Raw genomic sequence first — 13,263 nt, 5'->3', positions numbered from 1 at the left:
ACGGTCAGGCAGGTCCAGGCCCCCGGCCGGCCCCCCGGTCGGCCCCCCGCCGGGGCTCGCCGGCAGGGCCCGTCAGCAGGCTCTTCAGCTCGCCGACCACCTCGCTGCTGTCCGTGCCGTCCAGCGCCGCCAGCGCCGACTTCCACTGGGCGTACGCCTCTTCCGCGCGCCCCTCCGCGTACAGCAGCAGCCCCAGCTGATGGCGGGCAAGACCCGCCATGTGGGCGTCGGCCCGCTGCTCCGCACGCTCCAGAAGACCGGCGCACTCACGCCCCGCGTCCCGCGTGCGGGACATCTCGCGCAGGGCGCGCACCATGCCCAGACGCACCTTGGACTCGTTGTGCCAGTCCTCGGCCTCGCCGTGGATGCGCAGGCTCTCCTCGAAGTGCCCGAGCGCCACGTCCGGTTCGCCGAGCACGAGGTGGGCCTTGCCCATGTCGCAGTGGAGCTCCTGGCGCAGACCCACATGCCCGAGGGTCTCGCCGATCGCGAGGCTCCGCTCGTAGTAGGAGATCGCGGCGCGCGCGTCGGTGTGTTCGAGGACGTTGCCCAGGGTGCTGAGGGCGAACGCCTCGCTCAGCGGGTCGTCCGCGGCCTTGGCGAGCTCCAGGCTGTGCCGCAGCGCCTCGGCCGACTCCTCGTAGCGGCCCAGCGCTTCGAGGAGCAGGCCGCGGTTCATGACGCCGCGGTGGACGCACGACATGCGGTCGAGCGACCGCCACAGGTCGAGGGCCTCGTCGATCAGGTCGAGCGCCGTGCCGCTGCGGCCCGACACATAGCTGAGCCCCGCGAGGTCGGTGAGGGCCTGGGCCTCGGCCGCCGTGTCCTGCCGGTGGCGGGCCGCCGTCACCGAGAGACGGTTCAGGAGGTCGGCCTCGGCGAGGCGGCCACGGCGCTTGAGGTACGAAAAGAAGCAGCGGACGAGTACGGGCAGGAGGGCGGACTCGCGGCCGTGGCGGTCGGCGAGAGCGATGACGTTCGCGAGTTCGGTGTCGCCCCAGGCGAAGGCGTCATCGGTGGACATCGGCGCCACGTCCGGTACCGGACGGCCGTCGTCGGTGTGCCGTGCCGACAGTTGGTCGGGGAGCTCCCCGAGCCGGTCGTCACGGTCGAGCCCCTCCGGCATGATCGCGAGCAGGGTCTGCCGCGCCGACTCCGCGTACCACCGCAGGGCCCGGTCCACGACGTCCGCGGCCGCCGACTCGTCCTGGTGGGCCGCCTCCCGAGCGAAATCGCGTACGAGGTCGTGCGGGGCATAGCGGCCGTAGGCCGTCTCGTCGAGTAGCGCGACGTCGACGAGACGGTCGAGTGCGGCCCCCGCGCGCCACTCCTCCAGGCCCAACAGGCGTGCGACGAGGGGTACTCCGTACGCCGGGAGGTCGAGCGCACCGAGCGCGGCGAGGGCGGCGGCCGCGTCCCGGTCGGACTCGCGCTCCGACGTACGCAGCGCGTCCAGGGCCACGGCCAGCGAGCGCCGGACGCTCAGGTCGTCGTGCTCCAGGTGGTGCAGCCGTCCGCCGCTTACCGTGAGGAGTTCGGCGAGGGCGTCGGGGGTGAGGGCGCGGCGGGCGGCGAGTCGGGCGGCGATGATCCGCAGGGCCAGCGGGAGCCTGCCCGCGAGTTCGACCAGGGGGTGCCCCTCGTCGAGCCCCGCGCGCCCGGAGACCGCGCGCAGCAGGGCGACGCTGTCCCCCTCGGAGAGCGGCTCCAGCGGGAAACGGCCCGCTCCGTCGAGCGCGGTGAGCGGTGAACGGCTGGTGACGATGACCGCGCAGCCGGGTCCCGCGGGCAGCAGCGGCCGCACCTGCGCGGCGGTCGCCGCGTCGTCGAGGACCACCAGGGTGCGAGTGGGAGCGAGCAGCGAACGGAGCAACGCGGCTGCCGCGTCCGGGTGTTCGGGACTGTGACTCGCATCGACGCCGAGGTCCCGGAGCAGGGCGGCGAGGGCCTGACTCGGCGTGAGGGGCGTCATGCCGGGGGTGGCCCCGCGCAGATTGATGTAGAGCTGCCCATCGGGAAACCGCGTACGCAGCCGGTGGGCCACGTGCAGGGCGAGGGCGCTTTTCCCTACGCCGGCCATGCCGGAGATGACGGCTACGGGTGGGGTGGGGGCGGGTGGTGCGGTGGCGGGTGGTGCGGGGGCCCCACGCCGGGGGCGCGCGCCGCTACCGGCGTCGCTGCCGCCACCGCTGCGGTAGCCGTCATCTCCGGCATGGTCGGCATGGCCGCCGAGCAGCTGCGCCAGGGAGCGTACGACTTCCTCGCGGCCGGTGAAGTGCAGAGGGGATGGCGGGAGTTGAGCGGGTGCGGCTTTAGCCGCACCCGCCCCGCCTACCACCCCCGCGACACCGGCTACACCTGTCCCGCCGGCAACCCCCACCGCACCGGCCGCACCGACCACACCAGCAAGGTCCACGGCACCGTCCGCACCCACGGCACCCGGGACACCCACGGCACCGCCTGCACCATCAGCACCCACGGCACCCGGAACGCCCACGGCACCGCCTGCACCATCAGCACCCACGGCACCCGGAACGCCCACCGCACCGCCTGCACCATCAGCACCCACGGCACCCGGAACGCCCACCGCACCGAGGACACCCGCCGCCCCTGCAACTCCCGCAGCACCCGTGACGCCCGCAGTCCCCGCAACTCCCGCAGCACCCCTGACGCCCGCAGCGCCGGGCGCACCCGCATCGCCCTCCGCACTCGCCGTTCCCCCAACACCCGGGGCACCCGCAGCACCCGTGACCCCCGTAACGCCCGTAGTCCCCGCAACCCCCGCAGCACCGAGCGCACCCACATCGCCCCCCGCACTCACCGCGCCCCCAACACCCAGGGCACCCGCCACTCCCACAGCCCCCGCAGTACCCGTAACGCCCGGAGCCCCCACGACTCCCACAGCACCCCCGACGCCCTCAGCACCGGGCGCACCCACACTCGCCGCGCCCCCAACACTCGTGACGCCCGCCACCCCCTCAACCCCTGCAGCACCCGCAGTCCCCGCAACTCCCGCAGCACCCCCCATGCCCGCAGCGCCGGGCGCACCCGCATCGCCCTCTGCACTCGCCGTTCTTCCAACACCCAGGGCGCCCGCCACCCCCACAACACCCGCAGCACCCGTACCGCCCGCAGCCCCCACAACCCCCGCAACACCCGCGACACCCGCGACACCCGCGACACCCGCAGTCCCCACAACCCCCGCAACACCCGCGACACCCGCGACACCCGCAGTCCCCACAACCCCCGCAACACCCCCGACGCCCGCAGCACCGAGCGCACCACCACCCCTCACCCCCACCGCACCGCGCCCCACCAACGCACCGCGCCCCACCAACGCCGACCCCGCAGGCTCCCGCAGGACCTCGCGATGCGCTTCCCGTATCGAGGCGCCGGGCTCCACGCCCAGTTCCTCCACCAGCCTGCGCCGTAGCTCGCGGTGGACGGCCAAGGCTTCCGCCTGGCGGCCCGTGTGGTGCAGCGCCAGCATCAGCTGGCGGTGGAAGGCCTCCCGCAGGGGATGCTCGGCGACCAGTTCCGCGAGCTCCGGCACGAGCCCTCCGCCACCGGCCCCGGACGCGAGCTCCGCGTCGTACCGCAGTTCGAGGGCGAGGAGCCGCGCCTCCTCGAGGCGCGGTACGAGCGCGTGCCCCGTCGCATCCGCGGGCACCCCGCCCAGCGGAGTACCGCGCCACAACCCGAGCGCGCCGGACGCGGCGTCCACGCAACCGTCCCAGTCACGTTCCGCGTGCGCCGCCCGGGCCCGTGCGACCAGCTGCTCGAAGACCCGTACGTCCAACTCCCCTTCGGCGACCCGCAACCGATACCCCGGCGGCACCGCCCGCAACCGGTCCGGGTCGTCCAGGAGTCGGCGCAGCCGCGTCACGTGGTTCTGCAGCGATGCGTGCGCGGACGCGGGCGGCGCCCCGCCCCACAGCGCGTCCTTGAGGGCCTCGACGGACACCACCCGGCCCGGTTCAAGCAGCAGCGCGGCCAGCAGGGCGCGGCCTTTGGCGCTCTGCACGGGCTGTGGCTCGCCCTTGGCGTCGTACACGGCAGGCGCGCCCAGGAGCCCGAACCGCAACCCGTCGCACCGTACGTCCACGCCATCTCCCGCCAACCGTTGGCCACATGTTAGCGATCGGTTGGCGAGCCCTGATGGGATCAGAACATCGGGCCCGGCCCCGCCGGTACTCGCGCTGAACGCGTAACTCGGGGGAGTGTCACCGTTGCGGCCGGGCCCGCTCAGTTTCCGCGAGGCACTCTTAACTTCCTGACGGGGTGGGGGAGTTGAGGTGCTCGCGGAACGAGAGCGGCCGCACGCGCGTCACCGTACGTACGCGGGGAGCACGGAGCCCCCGTGGGAAGCCCGGACGCACAGCCCCCGGCCTCACGCTCCGGCCACCGGATTCCGGCACCAGTTGCTCACGGATCGCCCACCATTCGCTCACGCGGGCCATCGGCGACAGCGCCCCTCCCGCCTCTCGCCTGCCGCCACCGACCGCCGTCTCCTGTCCCGTATCTCGTATCCCGCATTCCTTGTCCCTAAGACGACGACGGCTCCGGCGACTCGGGAACGTCCCTCGACTCCGGCGCCTCCGATGAATCCGATGAATCCGACGACTCCGACGACTCCGGCGCCTCCGGCGCCTCCGACGGCACCCGCACCGTGAACACCGCCCCCTCCCCCGCAGCACTCCGCGCCGTCACCGTCCCGCCGTGCCCCTCCACCAGCTGCCGGACGATCGCGAGGCCGAGCCCGCTGCCGCCCGTGGACCGCGTACGCGACTTGTCCGCGCGCCAGAAGCGGTCGAAGACGTGCGGCAGGTCGTCGGGAGCGATACCGGTACCGGTGTCGGCGACCTCCACCACCACCGCGTCGAGCGTGGCACGGCAGTCGATCGTGACGCTGCCGCCCTCCGGGGTGTGCCGGATCGCGTTGGAGACCAGGTTGCCGATGGCCTGGCGGAGCCGGAGCGGATCGGCGGTGAAGCAGGGGTCGCCGATCGTCGTCGCGCTCAGCCGTACCCCCGCCGCCTCGGCACCCGCCTGATGCGCCGCCGCGACCTGGTCCACGACGTCGGAGGCGTGCACGGGCTCGCGGTGCAACCGGAGGGTACCGGCGTCGGCGGCGGCGAGATCCTGCAGGTCATTGACGATGTGCTGGAGCAGCACGGCCTCTTCGAGGAGCGAGGAGACCAGCTCCGGGTCGGTGGCGACCACGCCGTCCTCGGCCGCCTCCAGCCACCCGCGGATGTTGGACAACGGCGTACGCAGCTCATGCGCGACGTCGCTCACCATGGCCTGGCGCTGGTCCTCCAGGGCCTTGCGGTGGTCCTCCAGGGCCTTGCGGTGGGCGGCCATGTCGTTGAAGGCGTCGGCGAGTTGGCGGATCTCCCCCGCCGACCCCGCCGAACGCGCGTTGACGGGTTCGGCCGCCTCACCGGTCTTCATTCGCTGCGTCGCGGTGGTCAGTGCCCGCAACGGCCGGGTCAGCCGGCTCGCGGCGAAGGCGGTCACGGCGACCGTCACGGCGAGGATGGCCGCGGAGAGGCCCGCGAGCCGGGTGGTGTTGGCCCGGGAGAGGCTGAACCCCGAGGTCTCGCCCGCGCGGGCCGCCGCGGAGCGCGAACCATCGGAGTCGGTCACGAAGAGGAGCGCGGGCGAGGAGACGTACGGGCCGAGCTGCTCGCGGCGGGCGCTGCCCAGGCAGGCCGCGGCCTTGGCGTCGGCCACCCGGGTGCCGTCCATGGGATCGGCGGGGACGGCCGCTCCGGTGGGGGCACGGCGGGCGGCGCTGCGGGGGTCCGCACCGGGGCCGTCCGGCTCGGTGGGGGTGGACTTGGGGGCGGGCGTGTACGTGGCCTCGGGGGTGGGGGTTGCGGCGGGCGTCGGGGCGCGAGTGGCGCGCCCCTCCGTCCGAAGCTCCGGCTCCGACCCCGGTTCCGGTTCCGCTTTCTGCTCCGGTTTCTGCTCCGGCCCCGGTTCCGGCTCCGCACGCATGCCCGACTCGGCGGGCGGACCCACCACACCCGGTACGGGGCCGACCCCTCCGTCCGACCGCCGCCAGGTGAGATCGAGCTCGACCGCGACGGGCGGCTGCGACCCACGGCGCAGGCACGCGTTGGTGAGTTCGTTGAGCCTCTTGAGTGCCTTGCTCTCCGTGCGGGTGGGGACGACGAGCCGCGTGTCGTTGCAGGTGAAGTCCAGGAAGCGGTTGGGGTCGTTGGCGGCCTCGATACGCGGACGCCCACCGGGCCCCTGGACGGAACGGGCGACGACCCCGAAGTCGTGCATGCAGCCGACGACGCCGGCGGCCACCTTCGCCAGTTCGTCCCGCTCCCGCCCCGAGAGCCGGAAGGGGCCGACGGCACGCGGATCGATGCGGTCGAGCCCCGCGGTGTCCTCGCCCCCGCCCCCGGCGTCGTCGCCGCTCCCCGCACCCGCGGTCAGCGCCCCGTCGACGGCGAGCGGATCGACGACGGCCGAGGCCTTGGAGGGCAGCTCGACACCGGCGCCACCGTCCTTGCCGTCACTCCCGTCACTCCCGTCACTCCCGTCACGCTCGTCACTTCCGGCACTTCCGGCACTTCCGTCACTCCCGCCCGTGCTCCGCGAGTCGGCGATGACGGCGCGGTCCTGGGTGGTCAGGGTGATACGCCGCCCGGTCTGCCGGGCCAGCTCCCGCACGGTCTTCTCGGCGCCCTGCCACCCGGGCGCGGTCGCCGCGAGGCCGAGCAACTCGTCGTAGACACGCGCGTCGTCGGCGAGCACCTGCCCCTGCTCCTGCCGGATGGCGCCGGACGTGGTCTGCGCGGCGAGCCAGGCGGTGGCGGCGATCGACACGACGGAGACGAGGACGGAAACGGCGAGCAGCCGGGGCAACAGGCTCTTGCGGAACGGTATGTCACGCGCCACGACGCGCCGCCGCCCCGATGGGCGCCCCGGGGGCAGCCCGGGTGGCCGCGCCGAGGGCCGCGCCCGTGAGCTTGTAACCGACGCCGAAGACGGTGACGAGATGACGCGGCCTGCGCGGATCGACCTCGATCTTCTTGCGCAGATTCAGTACGTGTACGTCGACGGTGCGCACCGATATGTACCCGGACGACCCATGAATACGATCGAGCAGCTGGGGCCGCGTGAACACCCGCTCCGGCTCCGCGGCCAGCGCCGCGAGCAGCTCGAACTCCCCCGGAGTGCACTCGACGAGCCGCCCTTCGACGGTCACCTCGTGCCGCACCGGATCGACGGTGAGCCCACCGACGCGCAGCACACGCGGCACGGCTTCGCCGCCCTCGACGACGGGATGGTGCGTGCCCTGGGAGCGCCGGAGCAGCGTACGGACACGGGCCATCAGCTCGCGGGGGCTGTACGGCTTCGTCAGATAGTCGTCGGCGCCGAGATCGAGGCCGAGCAGCAGATCGTCCTCGGTGGACCGGGCGGTGAGCATCAGAATCGGAATCCCGGGGGTGGGGGCGGGGCCGCCCCCACCCCCATGGCCGTGCCCGCCACGCAGCACGCGGGTGACGCCGAGCCCGTCGACGCGCGGCATCATCACGTCGAGCACGAGCAGATCCGGCGGCCTGCGCCGCACCTCGTCGATCGCGGCGCGCCCGTCGTGGACGACGGCGACCGTGTGGCCCTCGCGCTCCAGATAGCGGCGGACCAGCTCGGCTTGTTTCTCGTCATCCTCCGCGACCAGGACAAAAGCGCACATGGCGTCGAGCATAAGCGGGCCCGCACGGGCCCAACCGGAATCGGACAGCGGCCTGACAGGATCCACATAACTCCCGCCGGGCCACCTACGCCTCGTAAGGCACGACCACGACCTGGAACTCGTCCTCGTACACGACCCGCCCAGGATCCGAGGACCGCACCACCCGACACTCGACACCGTGCGCGTCCAGAATCTCCAGATAGCCGGGTACGCGCTCGATGAGATGGGTGGCGGTGACCTTGAACCAGGCGACGGCGCAGGGGTTCACGTCGTAGTCGTAAATGGTGGGATCAACGGTCGAGGGGTCCGGATAGGCGCTGTCGTACCAATCGTTGTTGGTACGCCGGAACAGTTCTTGCTCGGCAGTCAGCTTCCCGGCCTTGGCAAGGCCGTTGACCAGCCCGAACACCCCGGTGAAATGCCCCCGCTGATGGCGCGCGGGCGACTGAAACCGAACGTAGGACTCAACGTCAACACTCATCGCGGCATCCTCGCACTCCCCGACACACACGCAAGCAAAAACCTCCCCACCCATCCCCCCGCCACCACGCAACCACCCACCACCCCGCAGTCACCCCACCCGAGCAAATTTTTCCCACTTGCCGGCCCGATTGTCCGGCGGGAGCGGGATTTTTCTGCGGGTGAGGGCCGGAGGGCGCGCCCGGGAAGCAGAGGCGAGCGGGTGACCCGCGCGACGAGGCGAGCCTGGGAGGCGGAACCCCACGCAACCCCCTTACGCCCCCGCACCCATACGGCCCGCCCCACTCGCGCCCACCCCCCACCACCCCGAAGGTGGTCCGCATGACCCGCACCAATACCGACCGCACCCAACCCACCCGCACCAACACCGACCGCACCCACGCCACCCGCATCGCCACCGCCGCAGCCACCGCCGCCCTCATCGCCCTCTCCGCCACCGCCTGCTCGGAGAGTGACGTGGACAAGGCCAAGGACAGGGCCGCGTCCGCCACGGCCAGGGCGGGCGAAGCCGTCTCGTCCGCGACGGAAGCCGCCGCCTCCAAGATGGCCGAGGTGAAGGACGGGGTGGACTCGAAGGGCGACGTAAAGGTCGACGGCCCCACCAAGACCGAGAACGACCGGGCAACGGCCGAGATCACGGCCACCAACCCCAAGGACAAGAAGGCGGACTACACCATCTCCGTCAACTTCCGCGACGGCGACGGGAATCTCCTGGACACGGCCGTCCTCAACATCACCGACGTGGACCCCGGCAAGTCGAAGTCAGGCACGGCCCGCAGCAACCGTTCCCTCTCCGGCACCCCCAAGGCGGAAATCAGCAAGGCCCTACGCCACTGACCGCCCGAACGCCCACCCGGCCACCCGGCCACCCGGCCACCCACCCTCAAGGAACGATCGAACGCCAGATCCGCTCCGGCAGGACACGCGCGGCCTGATCGAGATCCACGTCGTCGAACCCGGCGAGCCAACGACGGGCGGTGGCGACGACAGGCCCCAGGACCAGCCCCTCGACCAGGGACATGGGAAGCGGGGCGACCTCCCCCGAGTCGACGTGCTGCTGCATCCAGGCGGTCAGCGGCGACAGCCTGGCCTCCTGGGCGTCACGGATCTGCCGGGCCTGAGCCATCCCGAGCCGGTCGGCGTACGAGGAGTGCAGGAGCCGGGCGGCCTCAGGGTTCTCCTGGATGAACTTCAGGTAGGCACGCACGAGGGCGCGGATACCGGTCCTGGCCGTACGGGACCGCTCCACGGAAGCGGCCATCTCGATGAGCAGCCGACCGAGCCAGCGCTGCAGCAAGGCGCTCATGAGCCCGTCGACGCTGCCGAAGTGGTGGTAGAGACTCCCGAGGCTGACACCACTGGCCTTGGTGAGCGCACCGACTGTCACACCTTGCTCGCCGGAGTCGGCAAACACGCGGAGCGCGGCATCCAGGAGTCGGTCGGCGGTCTCTTCGCCACGCTGTTGCTTGGGGCTCATGGTGCCCCAAGCCTAGAGCACCCACCCGCCAGGCCCCCGCACCCCACTTCTAGAACTAATTTCTAGAAACCCACTCCACCAAAGCCCCTGCAAGACACATACTGACCCGATGCCCGAACCCACATCACCAGCGCCGCCACCCGCACCACGACCAGGCCCCTCACGCGCCTCCGGCCCCGGCTCCACGGCCGTGCTCGGCGTCCGACGCCCACTACGAGGTGATCCAGACGATCCCCATGACCTCGGAGATGAGCCGCTGCAACGACAACCCCAAGACGCAGTACGCCTTCTCGTACCGCTACACCCTCAACGGCTCGACCATCAACGAGCACGTCTACTGCCTGATAGGCCTGGGCTCCTACGCCCGCTGAAGCCACCCCGCAAAACGGCAAAGCAAAAGCCCCAGGTCACGGCGAGTGAGTCCTGGGGCTTCCACAGAGCCGCCTTCGGGATTCGAACCCGAGACCTACGCATTACGAGTGCGTTGCTCTGGCCATCTGAGCTAAGGCGGCGCACGCGTCCCGCACCTATGGTGCGATCAGCAGCGACGCCAAGTCTACACAGTTTCCGGGGGTGCTCCGCACACCCCCGGTGCGCGGACCCCCTGGGCCCGCGTCAACCCTGTGAGCAGCGCTTTCCGTCGTCCGGGGCCTTGCCGTCCAGCAAGTAGGCGTTGATCGCCGAGTCCACGCACTTGCTGCCCCGGCCGTACGCCGTGTGGCCGTCGCCGTCGTAGGTGAGCAGCTTGCCGGAGGAGAGCTGGTCGGCCAGGGCCTCGGCCCAGCGGTAGGGGGTCGCCGGGTCGCGTGTGGTGCCGACCACGACGATCGGAGCCGCGCCTTCCGCCTTGATGCGGTGCGGCTCGCCGGTCGCCTTCACCGGCCAGTACGCGCAGTTCAGCGAGGCCCAGGCCAAGCCCTCGCCGAAGACCGGGGACGCCTTCTCGAAGTCCGGGAGCGACTTCTTGACGTCGGCGGCCGTCTTGAAGGCCGGGGGCAGGTCCAGGCAGTTCACGGCGGCGTTGGCGAACATGAGGTTCGCGTACGTCCCGTCGGCGTCACGCTCGTAGTAGCTGTCGGAGAGCGAGAGAAGGGGCGCGCCGTCCTTCTCGTTCATCGCGGCGGACAGCGCCGTGCGCAGTTGGGGCCAGGCGCCCTCGTCGTACATCGCTGCGATCACGCCTGTCGTGGCGAGCGCCTCGCCGAGCTTGCGTCCGTCGGAGTCGCCTGCGGGGAGCGGCGCACGGTCCAGTTCGTCGAAGAACGACTTGAGGCGCTTGCCCGCGTCCGTCTCGTCCCCCGTGCCCAGGGGGCAGTCCGACCTGCTCACGCACTCCTTCGCGAACGACGTGAACGCCGTCTCGAAGCCCGCCGTCTGGTCACGGTTCATGCGGCGCGCCGGCAGGGACGGGTCCATCGCGCCGTCCAGGACCAGGCGGCCGACGCGGTCGGGGTAGAGCCCGGCGTACGTCGCTCCCAGGAACGTGCCGTACGAGGCGCCCACGTAGCTCAGCTTCTCGTCGCCGAGGACCGCGCGCAGGATGTCCATGTCGCGGGCCGCCTCGACCGTGGAGACATGTGGCAGCACCTCGCCGGAGCGCTTCTCGCAGCCTGTCGCGAACTTCTGGAAGGAGTCCGACAGTTCGGCGGTCTCGCGCTCGTCGTCCGGGGTGACGTCCGTCTGCGTGTACGCGTCCATCTGCTTGCCGTCGAGGCAGGTGACGGGCTCGCTGCGGGCCACACCGCGCGGGTCGACCGCGGCCATGTCGTACCGGGCACGGACCTCCTCGGGGTAGCCGAGGGCCGCGTACGACTGGAGGTAGCCGATCGCCGAGCCGCCGGGGCCGCCCGGGTTGACCAGGAGGGAGCCCAGGCGCTTGCCGGGGCCCGTGGCCTTCTTCCGGGAGACGGCGAGCTTGATCTGCGGGCCGTCCGGCTTCGCGTAGTCCAGCGGCGCCCTCATCGTGGAGCACTCGAAGCCGGGGGCGCCGCATTCGCGCCAGCTCAGCTTCTGGCCGTAGTACGAAGACAGCTCCTGCGGGGTGGCGCGGGGCAGCGCGGCCATGGACGCGTCCGCCGTCGAGCTCCCGGCCGAGCAGCCGGAGATGAGCAGTCCGGCGGCCAGGAACGCGGTCGCGGGGGTGCGGAGTCCTCTGATGCGCATCACGTGAGCCTAACGCCAGGTGTTGGGCTTGTTACGCAATGTGCTCGTACGGGTGATTCCGTCAACCGCGTTCCGGCCGGGCTCGAGACCCGCGCGGTCGGCGGCCCCGCGTCCTAACCCGCTCGCAGCGCCACCGTCATCGCCTCCACCGCGAGCAGCGGCGCCACATTGCGGTCCAGTGCGGTGCGGCAGGCGCTGATCGCCTCGATGCGGCGCAGGGTGGACTCGGGTGATGTGCCGCGCGCCAGGCGCTCCAGCATGTCGAGCACCTCCGTGTTGGCCAGGGCCACGCGCGAGCCGAGCTGCAGGGTGAGCACGTCGCGGTACACGCCGGTCAGTTCGATGAGGGCGAGGTCGAGGCTGTCCCGCTGGGTGCGGGTCCTGCGGCGCTTCTGCCGGTCCTCCAGTTCCTTCATGACGCCGGCCGTGCCGCGCGGCATCCGGCCGCCCTTCTCCGCGCCGAGCGCCGCCTTCAGGTCGTCGGTCTCCTTGACGTCGACTTCCTCGGCGACCTGCTTCGCGTCGTCGCCTGCCGTGTCGATCAGCTCCTGCGCGGCCTTGAGACAGCCGCCGATGTCCTGCACCCGCATCGGCAGCTTGAGCACGGCCGCCCGGCGCTCGCGGGCCCGCGGGTCGGTCGCGAGGCGGCGGGCGCGGCCGATGTGCCCCTGGGTGGCGCGCGCGGCGGCGGAGGCGACGTCCGGCTCGATGCCGTCACGCCGGATGAGTACGTCGGCGACGGCGTCCACCGGAGGCGTACGCAGCGTCAGATGGCGGCAGCGGGAGCGGATGGTGGGCAGCACGTCCTCCAGTGAGGGCGCGCAGAGCAGCCATACGGTGCGGGGAGCGGGCTCCTCCACGGCCTTCAGCAGGACGTTGCCCGCGCCCTCGGTGAGGCGGTCGGCGTCCTCCAGGACGATGACCTGCCAGCGGCCGCCGGCGGGCGAGAGCTGGGCCCGCCTGACCAGTTCGCGGGTTTCCTTGACGCCGATGGACAGCAGGTCCGTACGCACCACTTCGACGTCGGCGTGCGTGCCGACCAGGCTCGTGTGGCAGCCGTCGCAGAAGCCGCAGCCGGGGGCGCCGCCGAGCGCGCGGTCGGGGCTCGTGCACTGGAGCGCGGCGGCGAAGGCGCGGGCGGCGGTGGACCGCCCGGAGCCGGGCGGTCCGGTGAACAGCCAGGCGTGCGTCATCTTCGACGACTCGGGCCGCGGGGAGCCCGAGGCCACGGCGGTGACCAGCGTGTCGGCGTCCCGGGCGGCGGCGCCGAGCTGCTCACTCACCCGCTCCTGGCCCACCAGGTCGTCCCATACGGTCATCGGTCACCGCCTCCGCCCTGCACACCTGCGTCGCACACGTCGCGCACGTCGCGCCTCACGCTGTCGAATTCATTGTGGAGCACGCCACTGACAACGCGGTCCGCTCG

General features: G+C 72.1%; 10 protein-coding genes, 1 tRNA gene and 1 pseudogene. 3 read left to right on the top strand and 9 right to left on the bottom strand.

Features of this window, described 5'->3' with window-relative positions; genetic code table 11:
* Positions 1-4: 4 nt before the first annotated feature.
* A complete protein-coding gene (locus tag ACWD02_RS28320; RefSeq protein WP_451215353.1) occupies positions 5-2,080 on the bottom strand; it encodes a tetratricopeptide repeat protein in 2,076 nt (691 codons plus the stop codon).
* Between the two features lie 132 nt (positions 2,081-2,212).
* Between ACWD02_RS28320 and ACWD02_RS28315 the strand changes: the two genes are divergently transcribed.
* The gene (locus ACWD02_RS28315; RefSeq protein ID WP_451215363.1) at positions 2,213-3,433 is read left to right on the top strand and encodes a hypothetical protein; all 1,221 of its coding nucleotides are present in this window, start codon (positions 2,213-2,215) and stop codon (positions 3,431-3,433) included.
* On the opposite strand, the pseudogene ACWD02_RS28310 reads toward ACWD02_RS28315, so the two are convergent.
* From ACWD02_RS28310 to ACWD02_RS28295, 4 genes and pseudogenes are all read right to left on the bottom strand, one after another.
* Positions 3,350-4,105 (bottom strand): annotated as a pseudogene (locus ACWD02_RS28310) (AfsR/SARP family transcriptional regulator); the annotation flags it as partial. The gene ACWD02_RS28315 and the pseudogene ACWD02_RS28310 overlap by 84 nt on opposite strands.
* Positions 4,106-4,545: 440 nt before the next feature.
* Entirely contained in the window at positions 4,546-6,918 is a 2,373-nt protein-coding gene (locus tag ACWD02_RS28305) for an ATP-binding protein (protein ID WP_451215222.1), read from the bottom strand.
* The gene (locus ACWD02_RS28300; RefSeq protein WP_451215221.1) at positions 6,908-7,717 is read right to left on the bottom strand and encodes a response regulator transcription factor; all 810 of its coding nucleotides are present in this window, start codon (positions 7,715-7,717) and stop codon (positions 6,908-6,910) included. The genes ACWD02_RS28305 and ACWD02_RS28300 overlap by 11 nt, the downstream gene beginning before the upstream one ends.
* Positions 7,718-7,802: 85 nt before the next feature.
* On the bottom strand, positions 7,803-8,198 hold the full coding sequence (locus tag ACWD02_RS28295) for a hypothetical protein (protein ID WP_451215220.1): 396 nt from the start codon (positions 8,196-8,198) through the stop codon (positions 7,803-7,805).
* Positions 8,199-8,518: 320 nt separating this feature from the next.
* Between ACWD02_RS28295 and ACWD02_RS28290 the strand changes: the two genes are divergently transcribed.
* The gene (locus tag ACWD02_RS28290) at positions 8,519-9,034 is read left to right on the top strand and encodes an FxLYD domain-containing protein (protein WP_451215219.1); all 516 of its coding nucleotides are present in this window, start codon (positions 8,519-8,521) and stop codon (positions 9,032-9,034) included.
* A gap of 46 nt (positions 9,035-9,080) precedes the next feature.
* Here ACWD02_RS28290 and ACWD02_RS28285 read toward each other — a convergent pair whose 3' ends face one another.
* The gene (locus ACWD02_RS28285; protein ID WP_451215218.1) at positions 9,081-9,674 is read right to left on the bottom strand and encodes a TetR/AcrR family transcriptional regulator; all 594 of its coding nucleotides are present in this window, start codon (positions 9,672-9,674) and stop codon (positions 9,081-9,083) included.
* A gap of 98 nt (positions 9,675-9,772) precedes the next feature.
* Between ACWD02_RS28285 and ACWD02_RS28280 the strand changes: the two genes are divergently transcribed.
* Positions 9,773-10,045 (top strand): LppU/SCO3897 family protein, encoded by a 273-nt coding sequence (locus ACWD02_RS28280; protein WP_451215351.1) that lies wholly within the window; start codon positions 9,773-9,775, stop codon positions 10,043-10,045.
* A 67-nt stretch (positions 10,046-10,112) separates the two neighbouring features.
* Here the strand turns inward: ACWD02_RS28280 and ACWD02_RS28275 are convergent.
* From ACWD02_RS28275 to ACWD02_RS28265, 3 genes are all read right to left on the bottom strand, one after another.
* A tRNA-Thr gene (locus ACWD02_RS28275) sits at positions 10,113-10,186 on the bottom strand.
* 103 nt (positions 10,187-10,289) lie between these two features.
* Entirely contained in the window at positions 10,290-11,837 is a 1,548-nt protein-coding gene (locus ACWD02_RS28270) for an alpha/beta hydrolase (RefSeq protein WP_451215217.1), read from the bottom strand.
* A 113-nt stretch (positions 11,838-11,950) separates the two neighbouring features.
* Positions 11,951-13,156: a DNA polymerase III subunit delta' gene (locus ACWD02_RS28265; RefSeq protein ID WP_451215216.1), complete on the bottom strand. Its 1,206-nt coding sequence runs from the start codon at positions 13,154-13,156 to the stop codon at positions 11,951-11,953.
* Between the last annotated feature and the right edge of the window lie 107 nt (positions 13,157-13,263).

This window comes from Streptomyces sp. NPDC002853, assembly GCF_053591915.1.
Note: the sequence above shows the minus strand (reverse complement) of the source record. Positions and strands in the feature narration are given on the sequence as shown.

What these genes read in the sequence shown, in the direction of transcription:
- ACWD02_RS28295 (WP_451215220.1), bottom strand. Translation starts at nt 8,198, where the DNA reads ATGAGTGTTGACGTTGAGTCCTACGTTCGGTTTCAGTCGCCCGCGCGC.
- ACWD02_RS28265 (WP_451215216.1), bottom strand. Translation starts at nt 13,156, where the DNA reads ATGACCGTATGGGACGACCTGGTGGGCCAGGAGCGGGTGAGTGAGCAG.
- ACWD02_RS28285 (WP_451215218.1), bottom strand. Translation starts at nt 9,674, where the DNA reads ATGAGCCCCAAGCAACAGCGTGGCGAAGAGACCGCCGACCGACTCCTG.
- ACWD02_RS28315 (WP_451215363.1), top strand. Translation starts at nt 2,213, where the DNA reads ATGGTCGGCATGGCCGCCGAGCAGCTGCGCCAGGGAGCGTACGACTTC.
- ACWD02_RS28290 (WP_451215219.1), top strand. Translation starts at nt 8,519, where the DNA reads ATGACCCGCACCAATACCGACCGCACCCAACCCACCCGCACCAACACC.
- ACWD02_RS28300 (WP_451215221.1), bottom strand. Translation starts at nt 7,717, where the DNA reads ATGTGCGCTTTTGTCCTGGTCGCGGAGGATGACGAGAAACAAGCCGAG.
- ACWD02_RS28320 (WP_451215353.1), bottom strand. Translation starts at nt 2,080, where the DNA reads ATGGCCGGCGTAGGGAAAAGCGCCCTCGCCCTGCACGTGGCCCACCGG.
- ACWD02_RS28270 (WP_451215217.1), bottom strand. Translation starts at nt 11,837, where the DNA reads ATGCGCATCAGAGGACTCCGCACCCCCGCGACCGCGTTCCTGGCCGCC.